The organism is Neisseria sp. HMSC15G01 (assembly GCF_001808255.1).
Taxonomy (GTDB): domain Bacteria; phylum Pseudomonadota; class Gammaproteobacteria; order Burkholderiales; family Neisseriaceae; genus Neisseria; species Neisseria subflava_A.
This window is the reverse complement of record NZ_KV792693.1, coordinates 58,209-72,299: the sequence shown is the minus strand read 5'-3', so window position 1 is coordinate 72,299 and position 14,091 is coordinate 58,209. Positions and strand designations below refer to the sequence as shown.

Here is a 14,091-nt window from a genome sequence, read left to right as displayed (position 1 = left end):
ATTGCAAGTTGGGTAGCCCAGGCCGTCTGAAACATGCTTTGTCGCAAAATACGGGCAAGCTGCTACAATACAGCCGCTATGTCGAAACAAAACAAACGGAGAAACGGCATGCCATGAGCAACACACGACAAACACCGGAAATCCCCGCCGCACCGCTGCAAGAATCCCGCGCGTGGTTTGACGCGCACACCGCCGGTTTGCCCGAACCTGCGCAAAAGCTGCTTCAGACGGCCTTGTCGCTGGCCGAGACGCATTATCCTGCCGATGCGGCCACGCCTGCGGGCGAGCCGCTTTTGGCGCACCTTTTGGGTGCGGCGCGTATGGTGAACGAATTGGATTTGCTGCCCGATGCGGTGGCCGCCACGCTTTTGGCCGACATCGTGCGTTTTGTGCCCGACTGGCGTGAGCTGCTCACGGAACGCTGCAACAGTACTGTCGCCGAGCTGGTCAAAGGTGTGGACGAAGTGCAGAAGCTTACACACTTTGCCCGTGTGGACAGCCTCGCCACGCCTGAAGAGCGCGCCCAACAGGCGGAAACCATGCGTATTATATTTCAGACGGCCTTTGATATTTCCCAATCAAAAGGCCGTCTGAAAAATTATTCTTGCCAGCCGCCCAAATAAGAAACCAGTTCTTCCAACATGGTGCTGATGGCTTCGGTCATCAGGATTTGTGAGGCAAAGGCGAGGCTGGCTGCATCGTCGCCGTTGCTTTCGGCTTCTTCTTGCAAAACGTCCAGATACTGGATGCGTTTGAGTGTAAAGTCTTGAGTAAGGATGAACGCGATTTGTTCGCGCCATACCAAACCCAGCTGGGTAACGGTTTTGCCATTTTTGACGTGTTGTACCACTTCATCGGCGGTCAGGTCTTGTTTGGAAACTTTGACGACCGGAACAACATCGCCTACGCCTTTGAGTTCGCAATCGCTGTCCAATTCAAAACCGCCTTCGCAATGGCCTTGCAGCAGCCAGCTGGTCATCAGGGAGGAGGGCGATTGTTTGGTGTTGGGCAGGGCGGCTTCCAAACCACCCAACGCTTCGCGCAGTTTGGTCAGGATATTTTCCGCTTTGGCAGAGGCGGCATTGTTGACCAAAAGATACCCGTGGCGCGTGTCGAAAATCGCCTGTGTGCGGCTGCTGCGCGTAAAGGCACGGGGCAGCAGGTCGTCAGTAATCTGTTCTTTCAGTTCTTGTTTTTCCTTACGGCCTACATTACGCGCTTCGTTGTTTTGGATTTCCAAAACCTTTTCATCCAAAATATCGCGGATGACGCCGGCAGGCAGGACTTTTTCTTCTTTTTTCAGGGCAACGCGCCAAGTGTAATCGGCAGGGAAAACTAGCTCTGGCGAAAAGGAAACCGGCGTGGAAAAGCCTTCGCTAAACCAGTCCAAACCCTGACAATGGGCAAATTCGGATTGCGCCAATTTGTCGGCAAGGACTTCCAATTCGGGCAACTTGTCTTTGTTGAGCGGATAAAAACTGATTTGCTTAAACCACATGGCGAGTTTTCCTTTTTATTAAAACCGGCATTATACAGGGAAAATAACATACGGAAATCGGCAGCCTCTTTAAAAATGCAGTAAAGGCGTTGACAGAAGAAAAGGGTTTCTGTATAGTTCGCGCTTCGGTTACGCGCCCATCGTCTAGAGGCCTAGGACACTGCCCTTTCACGGCGGCAACCGGGGTTCGAATCCCCGTGGGCGTGCCAGAATTCTTAAAAAACGCTCCTGCTTTTGCAGGGGCGTTTTTTGTTTTCAGACGGCCTGTCGCTGTGAAAATATCTTTAAATTGGTTTACAATAATGCCATTCTGAATCTTAACGAGAGAAAACAATGTTAGACATCCAATTGCTCCGCAGCAATACCGCCGCAGTTGCCGAACGTTTGGCCGCCCGCGGTTACGAGTTTGATATCGCGCGTTTCAACGCTTTGGAAGAGCAACGCAAAGCCGTTCAAGTGAAAACAGAAGAGTTGCAGGCTTCGCGCAACAGTATTTCCAAACAAATCGGTGCGTTGAAAGGTCAAGGCAAACACGAGGAGGCTCAAGCTGCGATGGATCAGGTTGCCCAAATCAAAGTTGATTTGGAGCAGGCAGCCGCTGATTTGGATGCCGTTCAGAAAGAATTGGATGCTTGGCTGCTGAGCATTCCGAACCTGCCGCACGAAAGTGTGCCTGTCGGTAAAGACGAAACTGAAAACGTTGAGGTCCGCAAAGTTGGCACGCCGCGAGAATTTGACTTTGAAATCAAAGACCATGTTGATTTGGGCGAGCCTTTGGGTTTGGATTTTGAAGGCGGTGCGAAACTTTCCGGCGCGCGCTTTACCGTGATGAAAGGCCAAATCGCCCGTCTGCATCGCGCTTTGGCTCAGTTCATGCTGGACACGCACACGCTGAAACACGGCTATACCGAGCATTACACGCCTTATATCGTGGATGACACCACTTTGCAGGGCACGGGCCAACTGCCTAAATTTGCAGAAGATTTGTTCCATGTTACCCGCGGCGGTGACGAGAGCAAGAAAACGCAATATCTGATTCCGACCGCCGAAGTAACGCTGACCAATACCGTTGCCGACAGCATCGTGGCCGGCAGCGATTTGCCGTTGAAATTGACTGCGCATTCCCCATGTTTTCGTTCCGAAGCGGGCGCATACGGCAAAGACGTGCGCGGTTTGATTCGCCAACACCAATTCGACAAAGTGGAAATGGTGCAAATCGTTCATCCGGAAAAATCATACGAAGCGCTGGAAGAAATGGTCGGTCATGCTGAAAATATTTTGAAAGCGTTGGAACTGCCATACCGCGTGATCACTTTGTGTACCGGCGACATGGGCTTCGGCGCAACCAAAACCTACGACTTGGAAGTTTGGGTTCCTGCGCAAAATACCTACCGTGAAATTTCCAGCTGCTCCAATTGCGAAGATTTTCAAGCTCGCCGCATGAAAGCGCGTTTCAAAGATGAAAACGGTAAAAACCGTTTGGTGCATACTTTGAACGGCTCAGGCTTGGCAGTCGGCCGTACTTTGGTGGCGGTTTTGGAAAACCATCAAAATGCCGACGGCAGCATTAATGTTCCTGCTGCGTTGCAACCGTATATGGGTGGCGTGACCAAATTGGAAGTAAAATAATCGCTGTTTAAAAGAAAAAGGCCGTCTGAAACTTGGGTTCAGACGGCCTTTTCTATGATTGAGTAATTATTTGTTGTGTTGACGGAAATATTCCCATTCTTCGACAACGGTACCGTCAGGCAAGTGGCACACGCCGTATTCGTTGCCGTCTTTGTCTCTTTTGATTTCGGATTTGCCGCCTTGTTTGACGCAGAATTTGGAAGCCGGATTGGCCACGCCGACGTTAGGAGATTCTTGTTTTTCAGAAGCGGAGCAGGCGGCCAAAGCGGTTGCGGCAGCGAGGCTGAGGATGATGGGCTTGATCATGGTGTGTCTTTCATTTGAAAGATAAAAACAAGCGGATTATAGGGGGTGCTTGCGTTTAATTGAGTTAACCAGATTAAAGGCCGTCTGAAAAGTTTTCAGACGGCCTTTAGTTTAGGAAGTCAAACCAGATTATTTGGCTGCTTCGGCTTTTTCGCCTTCTTTAGCAAAGTATTTGGCGTAAATTTTGTCGTATTCGCCACTTTCGCGTACTTTTTTCAGTGCATCGTTCAACATTTTGATGGTTGCTTCGTCGCCTTTGCGTGCAGCGATACCGTAGTTTTCGATGGTGAAGTCAGGCAGGGAGATGAAATCCAAGCCTTTGGTCGGGTTGTTTTTTACATAGTTGGCAATAACCGCGCTGTCGCTGACTACGGAATCTAGACCGCCGTTTTCCAATTCTTTAATAATTAGAGGAACGCTTTCAAAGCGGGCGATTTTCGGATTGTCGTTGCCCAAGAGTTTGGAAACAGAGAAGTCGCCGGTGTAGCCGGTTACCACGCCGACTTTGGCCATGTTTTTCAGGTCTTCGGAAGAAGCTACTTTTTTGCCTTTTGGAACGAGGACAACTTGGGTGATTTCAAAGTATGGATCGCTGAAGAGCATGCTTTGTTTGCGGTCGTCAGTGATGGTTACGCCGGACATAACGATGTCCACGTCGCCGTTGTTCAAAGAAGGGAAGAGGCTTTCCCATGGCTGGTGTTTGAATTCGACTTTGAAGTTGCCGGCTTTAGCCATGGCGTCCATCAAGTCAACGTCAAAACCTTCTACTTTGCCGGCAGAATCCAAAGATTCAAATGGGGCAAACTCGGCGTTAGAGCCGACACGGTACACTTTATCGGCAGGAGCAGAGGCATTGTTGCTTTGACCGCCGCAGGCAGTCAGGGCAAGGGCGGAGCAAGCGAGGGCAGTGGCCAGCCATTTTTTCATGTTCATGATATGTGCTTTCTTAATAAAATGTTAACGGATAAAATCTTAGTTTAGCATAATTTTGTGAACAAACTAGCCGAAATCAGTGGTCTTTTTCTCGGAAAAATGCGTAGGTTACGTCATGGAAGAGGTCGGTGTGCGGACTGTCTTCATAGCTCAATTCCGCCAACGCGTCTTCAAAGGCAAGCTGGATGGATTCTACGGCATCGTTGGCCATGTCGGAGGGCAGGGAGCGGATGAGGCCTTTGAGTGCGGTGGCGAGGACGTGGTTTTGCATACGCAAAGCGTCGTTGGCCTCTTCCAGATATTCGAGGCGTTGTTCGATGCTGCTCATGATGTATCCTTGAGTTAAATAAAATAGTGATTATATAGCGAATTAATATTAAAATGTGACGCTTGCGCCGGCTTGCCGGATATGTCCAACCATTGGCCGTATTTCAAGTAATTTTAGGTTTGAAATACGGTTCACAATAAAAATGAAAAAACGAGATTATGGAAAACAACCGTCTTGACCCCACAGCCCTCGAGGAAGAAGACCTGAATTGGGAAAAACGCCTGGAAAGATTGCGTCAGGCACGACAATTCAATACTGAGCCGACTCATGCGCCATTGGTCAAAAAATCGGACGACGCTGTCGATGTTGCGCCCAAAACCGCGCCTAAAAAAGAATATAAACTGGATGCTGACAATCGTGAAAAAGTATTGGAAGAGTATTTGTACCGCTGGCAGTTGGAACACAATACTGCCCTTGCCGACGAGGGCGAGGCAGTGGAAACCGATGCAATGGTGGTTTTGCAGGATAACTGGTTGAGCGCGCAATCGGCATTGCAGGCTGCGGCTTCAGAGCGTCATATCGAATCAACGCGCACCGTCAGACTGAATCCGAAATCAGGTGCCGTAGATTTTGATGCGCCTGAAGTGGAAGAAACTGAAAAACCGGAAAATGATGATGCGGAAGTGGCTGAAGAGGCGGTTTCAGACGGCCTTGAAAAAGAACCGGCCATTAATGTCCATATCAATGTATTGAACCCGCAAGCGATTGGCCGTCGGGAGGTATTCTGCGTTTCTGAAAAAGATTTGACCGAGCGTCTGATTAAGCGTTTACGCCCCCATGTGGCCGATGCGGTCAATGGCATGATTCGGATTGCCGTGCAAAAACAAATGGCCTTGTTCACTTACCAGTTGCAGCAAATGCTGAACGAGCAGGCTCCGGGCTTGGTGGAAGATGTGTTGGAACACAACGTCAAACGTATTTTGGACGATATGAAGACCGAAATGAAATACCGCCGTTGAGTATCTGGGCTGTCTGAAAAGCTTCAGACGGCCTTCGGCGTAAATTTCCCTTAAAATTTTACGAAGCGTGTATAATAGCGGCTCACGTTTTCGTGATAAATATCCTTTCTAAATAGTTGATATGCCCGATGCAGAATCGGGCATTTTTTTTGAGATTGTTATGAATAAAAATAAAATCATTGTATTGCTGATTGCTTTGGTTGCCGTATTTGCCTATAACAAAATGCAAAACAAGCAGCCGGTACAATCGCAGAATCACCAGAAAATAGAAGCCGTTCAGAAACAAAATAATGCGGGCAAAAAGAATGCCGATACGGCTCAGCAGCAAATCGGTTCGGACAAGGAATCAGCCGAAGCGGTTTTGAAACAGGCGTTTGAAAACGAACAAAGCGATATTCAGGTTGAGGGCGAGGGCACGGTATGGAAAACCCTGCCGGATGACAACAAAGGCACGCGCCACCAACGCTTTATCTTGAAGCTCTCCAGCGGCCAGACGCTTTTGGTGGCACACAATATCGACCTTGCCGATAAGATTAAGGGTTTGAAAAAAGGCGATAAAGTAGCGTTTTACGGCGAATACGAATGGTCGGAGCAGGGCGGTGTTATCCATTGGACGCATCATGACCCGGCAGGCCGTCATGAAGACGGTTGGCTGAAGCACGGCGGACAGGTTTATCAATAACCGTTCAGACGGCCTCCTGCTTGAAAGATGACAGGAATAAGCGCAAAATGTTAACAAGTTAAACAGACGGAAAATATTGTTCCGTCCATTGGAATACACAGTAGATTGGAGAATAAATGAACAAAAAACTTCATCCGCAAACGCTGGCCATCCGGGGCGGCAAAGAGCAGACCGAATATCGTGAACACAATCAGGCGCTGTTTTTGACCAGCAGCTTCATGTGGGAAAGCGCACAACATGCGGCAGATTTGTTTTCCAAAAAAATTAAAGGCTTTACCTATACCCGTACAGCCAATCCGACTACTGCCGCTTTTGAAAAACGCATTGCTGCATTGGAAGGCGCAGAGCGCGCGGTAGCCACTTCGACCGGTATGTCCGCGATTCAGGCAGCGTTTTTTACCTTCTTGCAAGCTGGTGATCATGTTATTTCCAGCCGCAGTCTGTTTGGTACGACTGTTGGTTTTATCAATAATATCGTAACTAAGTTCGGCATCGAGGTCAGTCATGTGTCGCCAACCGATTTGAACGAGTGGAAAGCCGCGGTTAAAGACAATACCAAATTGCTGTTTTTGGAAACGCCGTCCAACCCTTTGGGCGAAGTTGCCGATTTGGAAGCTTTGGCCGAACTGGCACACAGCATCGGTGCGCTTTTGGTAGTGGACAACAGCCTCTTGTCGCCAGTCGGCTCGCAGCCTTTGAAACACGGTGCGGATATTTCTGTTTCTTCCGCAACCAAAGCGATTGATGGTCACGGCCGCGTGATGGGCGGCGTGTTGGCCGGTTCGGAAGAATTGATGACGCAAGTTGCCATGTATTGCAACTCTTGCGGTTTGGCGATGTCTCCGTTTAACGCATGGCAGCTGTTAAGCGGCGTGGAAACTCTGTCGCTGCGTATGGAAAAACAATACGACAATGCGCTGAAAATCGCGCAATGGTTGAAAGAGCAACCGCAAGTCCAAGCCGTGTACTACACCGGTTTGCCCGACCATCCGCAAGCCGAACTGATCCGCAAACAGCAAAATGGCGGCGGTATCGTCGTGGGTTTTGAAGTTGCAGACCAAGAAGAAGCATGGAAAATCGTGGACGGCGTAGAACTCTTTTCCCGTACTGCCAACCTCGGCGATGTGCGCTCGACCATCACCCATCCGTGGACAACCACGCACGGCCGGATGCAGCCTGAAGAAAAACTCGCCGCCAATATCCGCCCGGGCTTGATACGCCTCTCTGTTGGTTTGGAACACATCGACGATTTGATTGATGATTTGCAACAAGCATTGAACAAATAATCTAAAAACAAATTGCAGACGGCCTTAAATTTTAATAGGCCGTCTGAAAGCAATTAAACACACATCTTAAGAATAAAAGGAAAAAATAATGTCTGAAGCAGAATTCGCCTCGTGGGCAATGAAAATCCTCCTCACCGGCCTGATTATCTTTTTGGGCTTTATCGTTTGGAACTTGGGTAAAGAATCCAAAGCCGGCAAATTCGGCATTGCCATGCTCTTCTTGGTTTTGGGCTTGGGTGTGTTTGGATTCGTATTTAAAGAGTTGCTGATTAGCTTTTTGGTATTGCCAAAGTAAGCAGAAAGTTTATAGATAGAACAAGGCCTTCTGAAAAAATGTTCAGACGGCCTTTTGATTTGAAATTTAAATTACGCCCAATTCTTGCAAGCCGCGCAAGACGCCATCTTCATCAACACTTGGGCAGACGAATTGTGTGGCCGCTTTGGCTGCTTCTTCGCCATTGCCCATGGCAACGCCAAAGCCGACGGTTGACAGCATTTCCAAGTCGTTGAAGCTATCACCGAATGCCATCACTTTGCTCATATCAATGCCCAGTTTTTCCACTGCGTGGGTGATGCCCCGTGCTTTTGAACCTTCTTTGCGCAGCAGGTCCACGGCATATTCATGCCAGCGGACGGATTTGAAGCCGTGTTGCTGGGTTAGCGGTTGCAGGATTTTTTCTTCTTCTTTATCCACAAATACCAACATTTGATAAACAGGCTGTTTTCGGAAATATTCTTTATCCATCAGGAAGTTGGGCAGGATATGCGATAAGCCTTCGGCAACGCGCGGCGAATGGGAGGAAACGGCAATTTCTTGGTTGTTGACGAATGCGTAGTCTATTTTATGTTGTTCAAGCAGGTTGATGGCTGTTTCGATGTCGGCAATGTCCAAGGGGTAGCTTTGCAGGGGTTCGCCGTGAAAGGAAATATATTGGCCGTTGATGGTAACGAGCATGTCGATACCGCATTCTTGAATCAAGGCTTTGACTTTGGCGGGAATGGCGGCTTCCGGACGGCCGGTGGCAATGGCAGTCAAAATGCCTTTGGCTTTCAATTCGTGCATGGCTTTGGGAACTGAGGGACGCAGGGTATCCGTGTATTTGCGGTAGAGGGTGTCGTCGATGTCAAAGAAGATGATTTCAGGGTTGTTCATGGTTTACTCGTTGGGCTGGGTATACACAGCTTTCATTGAAAATTGTGTGAACAGCTTGTGTATAAATTGGTTTAGTATTTGATTGCTATTATAAAAATAAGTTCTGATTAAATTTTAGGCAGATTTTTATTTTGGGAATAAAGCGGAAAGTTATTCACAATAGGCCGTCTGAAAATTTGGTTTTTAGACGGCCTTGTTTTAAGCAATCAAACGGATATTTTCTTTGTCTTGCCTGAATTTGTTTTTAATCACGAGAGGCAGGCTGCTGTCGAAATACCAGCTGCCGTCAGGCAATGCCAACGCACCGCCGGCGCAGAGCAGGGTAATGCTGTTTCCGGTCAGGGGGTCGGTTTCGGTAATTTCAATTTCGTGCGCTTTGCCCCAATCGGTTACGGGGAGTAGGGCGGCAAGCTCGGTAATGCGTTGGTTTTGATGTTTGATGCCGTTTGGCTGGCGGCAGTTGCCATTGCATTTTCCGACGGCCTCAACTGGGCAGGGTTCTCCCTTTGCGTAGCTGGTCGGCAAAATGTTGAGCGAATCTGGGCAGAGCCTGTGTTCTTGCGACCATTGTGTCAAGGCGCGTTTGGCTGCTTTTTTGTGGGCAAACAAACCGTATGGACGCCAGTTTCTGGTGCCGCTGTTTAACAAGACAATGCGTGCTTGAAGGCTGCCGTGTTCGTCCGCGATAAAGCGGACGGTAGAAAACGATGTGGACTTTTCAGACGGCATCAGTTGGTATTCCTGCATGGTCTGTGCTTTGAGCCATAATGTATGAAGCTGTCCGACTGCCGGAATAAAACGGATGGAGGCCGCAGCTTTGATGTGCGGTGGCAGTTTTTTGCTGTGCAGCAGGGTAGCGGTTTCACTGTATGCGCGTTCGTGTGCTTCAATGGATTGGGCTTTGCCGAAATGGTCAAACCAAACCAATACACCGTAACTGTCGGGCAGGGCATAGAGCTGTTGGGCAAGCGAATCAGGCAGCCAAGTGGGCAACATTTTCGGATTCATCAATACACGGACGTGTTCGTCCCATTGTTGATGATTTTTTTCTGCTAGACTTAATTCGAGATAATCACACAATGCGGCAACATCGGTCATGGCACGGTGGCGGTTGGCCGTCCGAATGCCGGTGCGTTCGATAATGCTGTCGAGACTGTGTTTGTAAAATTCAGGATACAGGCGACGAGACAGTTGAACCGTACAGAGCGAGGGTGCGGCAAAGTCAGTATGGATACGGGCAAACTCGTGGCGCAGGAAGGTGTAGTCAAAGCGGCTGTTGTGTGCAACAACCACTGCACCTTGCAACAGCGGCAACATATCGGCTGCAATATCGGCAAAGACAGGCGCGTTTTTCACCGTTTCATCATGAATTCCGGTCAGCCTGGCAACAAATTCGGGAATGCTGCGGCAAGGATTGACCAATTGCTCGTAATGTGTGGCGCGTCCTTGCTCAAAACGAACAAGGGCGACTTCCGTTATCCTGTCTTGATAGAAATTTCCACCGGTCGTCTCCAAATCCACCACAACCACAGGCCGTCCCAAACGGGAAAATGCTTCGGATAAGAGCGGCCAGCGTGCGAAATCTGACATTTTATTCTCTGTAAATTCAATAGCAAATGCGCATTTTACACGCTGTCTGCAAGTTTTCCAATTAAAACGCTTGACAGTAAACAGCCCTCTCTTTATAATTCAAATCTTTGTTGATGCACCCGTAGCTCAGTTGGATAGAGTATCTGGCTACGAACCAGAGGGTCGGGCGTTCGAATCGCTCCGGGTGCGCCACAAGATTTATCCGCGCCCATCGTCTAGCGGTTAGGACATCGCCCTTTCACGGCGGTAACCGGGGTTCGATTCCCCGTGGGCGTGCCAGTTTATTAAAAAGCGCAATCTGTTTCGGATTGCGCTTTTTTGCGTCTATCGGTTTTGAAATGATTTGAACCTCTCTTTTTATCTACTAACGCTGGTTGGCATTTGTCATAATATACTAAAAGCATTTATTATTGCATATCTAATAATCATAATTTAAGGGAAAACGTTCATGGCGTGGCAGTTTGTGTTGCCTGCCTGGGTGGTTGGTGTAGTGCTTTCGTTTGCGCTGCCATTTGTGCCGCTATGGTGGGCTTGGTTGTCTGTAATCATTGGCGCGCTTGCGTTGTGTCGAAGATTTGCTGTGGCTTGGTTGGTGCTGGCCGTCTGTATGGGCATGGCGTTTGGTGTGTGGCGGACCGGGCTGGTGTTGGCTGGTCAATGGCCTGCAGGGGAAGTGGCTGCTCAAGTTTTGACGCTTGAAGTGGCGGATATGCCGCGTGATGATGGTCGGCGTGTGCAGTTTGCGGCAAGGGCTTGGGATGAGCGTGGGCAGGCTTTTGATTTGATGTTGTCGGATTATCAGCGGCGCAATTGGACGGTGGGCAGTCGGTGGTCTGTATCGGCACGGGTAAGGCCGGTGATCGGTGAGGTGAATGTGCGCGGTTTGAACCGTGAAACATGGGCTTTGGCCAATGGTATCGACGGCATGGGTACTTTGGGGCGCGACAGGAAACTCGTGCGGCAAGGCGGCGGTTTCGGTTTGGCTAATATGCGTGATGCGGTAAGCCGAAGTTGGCAGGGAACGGCGGACAAATATCCTGAGTTTTCAGACGGCATAGGGCTGATGCGTGCTTTGAGTATTGGCGAGCAATCGGCGTTGCGGCCGCCTTTGTGGCAGGCATTCCGGCCTTTGGGGCTGACGCACTTGGTCAGTATTTCAGGCTTGCATGTGACGATGGTGGCGGTATTGTTTGCCTGGCTGATCAAGCGAATTTTCCGTTATTTGCCGTGGATTCCGGCGAAACCGCGTGTGTGGATATTGGCTGGTGGTGTTGCTGGTGCTTTGTTTTATGCGCTTTTGGCAGGTTTTTCCGTACCGACGCAACGCAGTGTGTTGATGTTGGCTGCGTTTGCGTGGGCATGGTGGCGCGGAAGTGGCGGCTCGGGCTGGATGGCGTGGTGGCAGGCTTTGGCCGTTGTTTTGTTGTTGGACCCGTTGGCTGTATTGGGCGTGGGAACTTGGTTGTCTTTCGGTTTAGTTGCTGCTTTGATTTGGGCTTCATCAGGCCGTCTGAAAGAGTTGGGTTGGCGTTTGGCTGTACGGGGGCAATGGGCGGCAACGGTATTGTCGGTGGTATTGCTGGGCTATTTGTTTGCTTCGTTACCTTTGCTCAGTCCGTTGGTTAATGCCCTGGCTATTCCTTGGTTTTCTTGGGTGTTGACGCCGTTGGCTTTGCTGGGTTCGGTTTTTCCCTTTGAGCTTGTCCAGTCGGTAGCGGCATTTTTGGCGGAATATACTTTACGCGGTTTGGTATGGCTGGCTACGGTATCGCCTGAATTTGCCGTCGCAGCGGCGCCTGTGCCTTTGCTGGTGTTGGCGATGATGGCAGCTTTGCTGTTATTGCTACCTAAAGGAATGGGCTTAAAACCTTGGGCATGTCTGGTTTTATTGGGCTTTGTGTTTTACCATCCTGCCAAGCTGGAGGAGGGGGTAGCAAGAGTTATGGTGATGGATGCAGGACAAGGTTTGTCGGTGTTGATACAAACGCGTAACCGCAATCTTTTGTTTGATACGGGAACGGAGCAAGTGGCGCAAACAGGTATTGTGCCGAGTTTGAACGCTATGGGCGTGCGCCGTTTGGACAGCCTGATTTTGTCGCACCATGATATTGATCATGACGGCGGTTTTCAAAGTGTAGCGGCTGTCGGTGCTGATAAATTGCTTGCCGGACAACCTGAGTTTTATCCGAATGCAGAGTTTTGCCAAGAAGACAAATGGCAATGGGACGGCGTAGATTTCGAGTTACTCAGGCCGTCTGAAAATGCAGGCAAGGAAGATAATGACCAAAGCTGCGTATTGCGTGTCGTGGCAAACGGCAAAGCCTTGTTGATAACCGGCGATTTGGGCGTGAAGGGCGAGGCCGGTTTGATTGAGAAATACGGCAATGCGCTGTATAGCCAAGTGTTGGTATTGGGACATCACGGCAGCAGCACGGCTTCGTCAGGCAGCTTTCTGCATACGGTTTCGCCACAATATGCCGTGGCATCCAGCGGCTATGCCAATGCCTACAAACATCCGACCGTTGCCGTACAAAATCGTGTCCGCGCGCACGGTATTACTTTGTTGAGAACGGATTTGTCAGGCGCGTTGGTGTTTGCTTTGGGACAGGACGATATATTTCAAGGCCGTCTGAAAAAGGATAAGTTTTATTGGCAGAAGAAACCGTTTGAGTAAAAAGGCTAAAAGGCCGTCTGAAAGACTTTTCAGACGGCCTTAATATTTTTCATTGACGGGCATTATCCAAATTTTGTGTGAATCCAATTGTGGATAGTTTGGTTTGATATTTGATAATAAAGAATAAATTAATTGTGATGAAAAAATAGGCAGTTTAAAAATAGGGTAATAATTACAAAGTTATTAGTAATAATCGGTATGATGTTCTGTATATCAAGCAGAGCCTAAAGCAGCACAGAGTTTGCACGTTTCTACAATGAAGATGCTGCGCAGCTGACAGCCGCCAATATTATCGGCTGATTGTTATTTTAAAGTTTAAGGCCGTCTGAACCTGATATTTCATGTTCAGACGGCCTTAAACTTATATAATATCCGACTCATCTGTTTAAAAAGGCAATTTCCATGCACACCATACGCACCAAAATTTGCGGCATTACCCGACCTGAAGACGCGCTGACTGCGGCCGAATTGGGTGCGGATGCCATCGGGCTGGTGTTTTACGCCAAGAGTAAACGGGCAGTGAGTATTGAGCAGGCGCAGGCGGTTGTGAAAAATCTGCCGCCGTTTGTATCGGTGGTGGCCTTGTTTGTGAATGAAAACGAGCAAACCATCCGCGAGATTCTGCGTCAGGTGCCGATAGATATGATTCAGTTTCATGGCGATGAAGACGATGATTTTTGCCGTCGGTTTGACCGCCCGTATTTGAAGGCCGTGCGTGTACAGTCCGCAGCCGATTTTCAGACGGCCTGTGCCAAATTTCCGAATGCACGCGCCTTGTTGTTTGATGCTTATCATCCGACCGAATACGGCGGTACGGGACAAAGTTTCGATTGGACCATGTTGCACGGCAATATCGGCAAACCGTGGATACTTGCCGGCGGATTGACTGCGGAAAACGTTGCCGAAGCGGTAAAAATCAGTGGCGCGGCGGCGGTGGATGTGTCCGGCGGCGTGGAGATCTCCGGTGGGGTTAAGAGCAGGGAGAAAATGGCGGCGTTTATTCAGGCAGTAAAGGCCGTCTGAAAATTTGTTTGAATGAAAAACAACCGGAAT

Annotated in this window: 13 protein-coding genes, 3 tRNA genes and 1 pseudogene; 11 read left to right on the top strand and 6 right to left on the bottom strand. The window is 49.2% G+C overall.

Features of this window, described 5'->3' with window-relative positions; all coding sequences use genetic code 11:
* Positions 1-113: 113 nt before the first annotated feature.
* A pseudogene (locus HMPREF3139_RS10965) lies at positions 114-545 on the top strand (HD domain-containing protein); the annotation flags it as partial.
* Positions 546-598: 53 nt separating this feature from the next.
* Here HMPREF3139_RS10965 and rdgC read toward each other — a convergent pair.
* Positions 599-1,498: a recombination-associated protein RdgC gene (rdgC, locus tag HMPREF3139_RS08935; protein WP_070461640.1), complete on the bottom strand. Its 900-nt coding sequence runs from the start codon at positions 1,496-1,498 to the stop codon at positions 599-601.
* A 133-nt stretch (positions 1,499-1,631) separates the two neighbouring features.
* Here rdgC and HMPREF3139_RS08930 point away from each other — a divergent pair.
* Both HMPREF3139_RS08930 and serS read left to right on the top strand, forming a co-directional pair.
* Positions 1,632-1,707 (top strand) — tRNA-Glu (locus HMPREF3139_RS08930).
* A gap of 124 nt (positions 1,708-1,831) precedes the next feature.
* On the top strand, positions 1,832-3,127 hold the full coding sequence (serS, locus tag HMPREF3139_RS08925; protein ID WP_070461639.1) for a serine--tRNA ligase: 1,296 nt from the start codon (positions 1,832-1,834) through the stop codon (positions 3,125-3,127).
* 66 nt (positions 3,128-3,193) lie between these two features.
* On the opposite strand, the gene HMPREF3139_RS08920 is transcribed toward serS, so the two are convergent.
* From HMPREF3139_RS08920 to HMPREF3139_RS08910, 3 genes are all read right to left on the bottom strand, one after another.
* Positions 3,194-3,433, bottom strand: coding sequence for a putative hemolysin (locus HMPREF3139_RS08920; protein ID WP_070461638.1), 240 nt, complete (start codon positions 3,431-3,433; stop codon positions 3,194-3,196).
* Between the two features lie 129 nt (positions 3,434-3,562).
* Positions 3,563-4,366: a basic amino acid ABC transporter substrate-binding protein gene (locus tag HMPREF3139_RS08915; RefSeq protein ID WP_070461637.1), complete on the bottom strand. Its 804-nt coding sequence runs from the start codon at positions 4,364-4,366 to the stop codon at positions 3,563-3,565.
* Positions 4,367-4,442: 76 nt separating this feature from the next.
* Positions 4,443-4,694, bottom strand: a complete 252-nt coding sequence (locus HMPREF3139_RS08910) for an NGO1151 family protein (protein ID WP_003680526.1) — start codon at positions 4,692-4,694, stop codon at positions 4,443-4,445.
* Between the two features lie 158 nt (positions 4,695-4,852).
* Here HMPREF3139_RS08910 and HMPREF3139_RS08905 point away from each other — a divergent pair, with 158 nt between their 5' ends.
* The 4 genes from HMPREF3139_RS08905 to HMPREF3139_RS08890 all read left to right on the top strand — a co-directional run bounded on the left by HMPREF3139_RS08905 (position 4,853) and on the right by HMPREF3139_RS08890 (position 7,916).
* Positions 4,853-5,653 (top strand): hypothetical protein, encoded by an 801-nt coding sequence (locus HMPREF3139_RS08905; protein WP_070461636.1) that lies wholly within the window; start codon positions 4,853-4,855, stop codon positions 5,651-5,653.
* Positions 5,654-5,774: 121 nt separating this feature from the next.
* Complete coding sequence (locus HMPREF3139_RS08900) at positions 5,775-6,335, top strand: DUF3465 domain-containing protein (RefSeq protein WP_070461635.1); 561 nt, start codon at positions 5,775-5,777, stop codon at positions 6,333-6,335.
* Between the two features lie 116 nt (positions 6,336-6,451).
* The gene (gene metZ / locus HMPREF3139_RS08895) at positions 6,452-7,621 is read left to right on the top strand and encodes an O-succinylhomoserine sulfhydrylase (protein ID WP_070461634.1); all 1,170 of its coding nucleotides are present in this window, start codon (positions 6,452-6,454) and stop codon (positions 7,619-7,621) included.
* Between the two features lie 88 nt (positions 7,622-7,709).
* On the top strand, positions 7,710-7,916 hold the full coding sequence (locus tag HMPREF3139_RS08890) for a DUF2788 domain-containing protein (protein WP_003747401.1): 207 nt from the start codon (positions 7,710-7,712) through the stop codon (positions 7,914-7,916).
* A 66-nt stretch (positions 7,917-7,982) separates the two neighbouring features.
* Here the strand turns inward: HMPREF3139_RS08890 and HMPREF3139_RS08885 are convergent, their stop codons facing one another.
* Entirely contained in the window at positions 7,983-8,774 is a 792-nt protein-coding gene (locus tag HMPREF3139_RS08885; protein ID WP_070461633.1) for a Cof-type HAD-IIB family hydrolase, read from the bottom strand.
* Between the two features lie 198 nt (positions 8,775-8,972).
* The gene (locus tag HMPREF3139_RS08880) at positions 8,973-10,364 is read right to left on the bottom strand and encodes a 3'-5' exonuclease family protein (protein ID WP_070461632.1); all 1,392 of its coding nucleotides are present in this window, start codon (positions 10,362-10,364) and stop codon (positions 8,973-8,975) included.
* Positions 10,365-10,479: 115 nt separating this feature from the next.
* Here HMPREF3139_RS08880 and HMPREF3139_RS08875 point away from each other — a divergent pair.
* The 4 genes from HMPREF3139_RS08875 (at position 10,480) to HMPREF3139_RS08860 (ending at position 14,061) form a co-directional block, all read left to right on the top strand.
* A tRNA-Arg gene (locus HMPREF3139_RS08875) sits at positions 10,480-10,556 on the top strand.
* Positions 10,557-10,568: 12 nt separating this feature from the next.
* Positions 10,569-10,643: transfer RNA gene (locus HMPREF3139_RS08870), tRNA-Glu, on the top strand.
* Between the two features lie 169 nt (positions 10,644-10,812).
* Complete coding sequence (locus HMPREF3139_RS08865) at positions 10,813-13,038, top strand: DNA internalization-related competence protein ComEC/Rec2 (protein ID WP_070461631.1); 2,226 nt, start codon at positions 10,813-10,815, stop codon at positions 13,036-13,038.
* A gap of 402 nt (positions 13,039-13,440) precedes the next feature.
* Positions 13,441-14,061: a phosphoribosylanthranilate isomerase gene (locus HMPREF3139_RS08860; protein ID WP_070461630.1), complete on the top strand. Its 621-nt coding sequence runs from the start codon at positions 13,441-13,443 to the stop codon at positions 14,059-14,061.
* Positions 14,062-14,091: the final 30 nt, after the last annotated feature.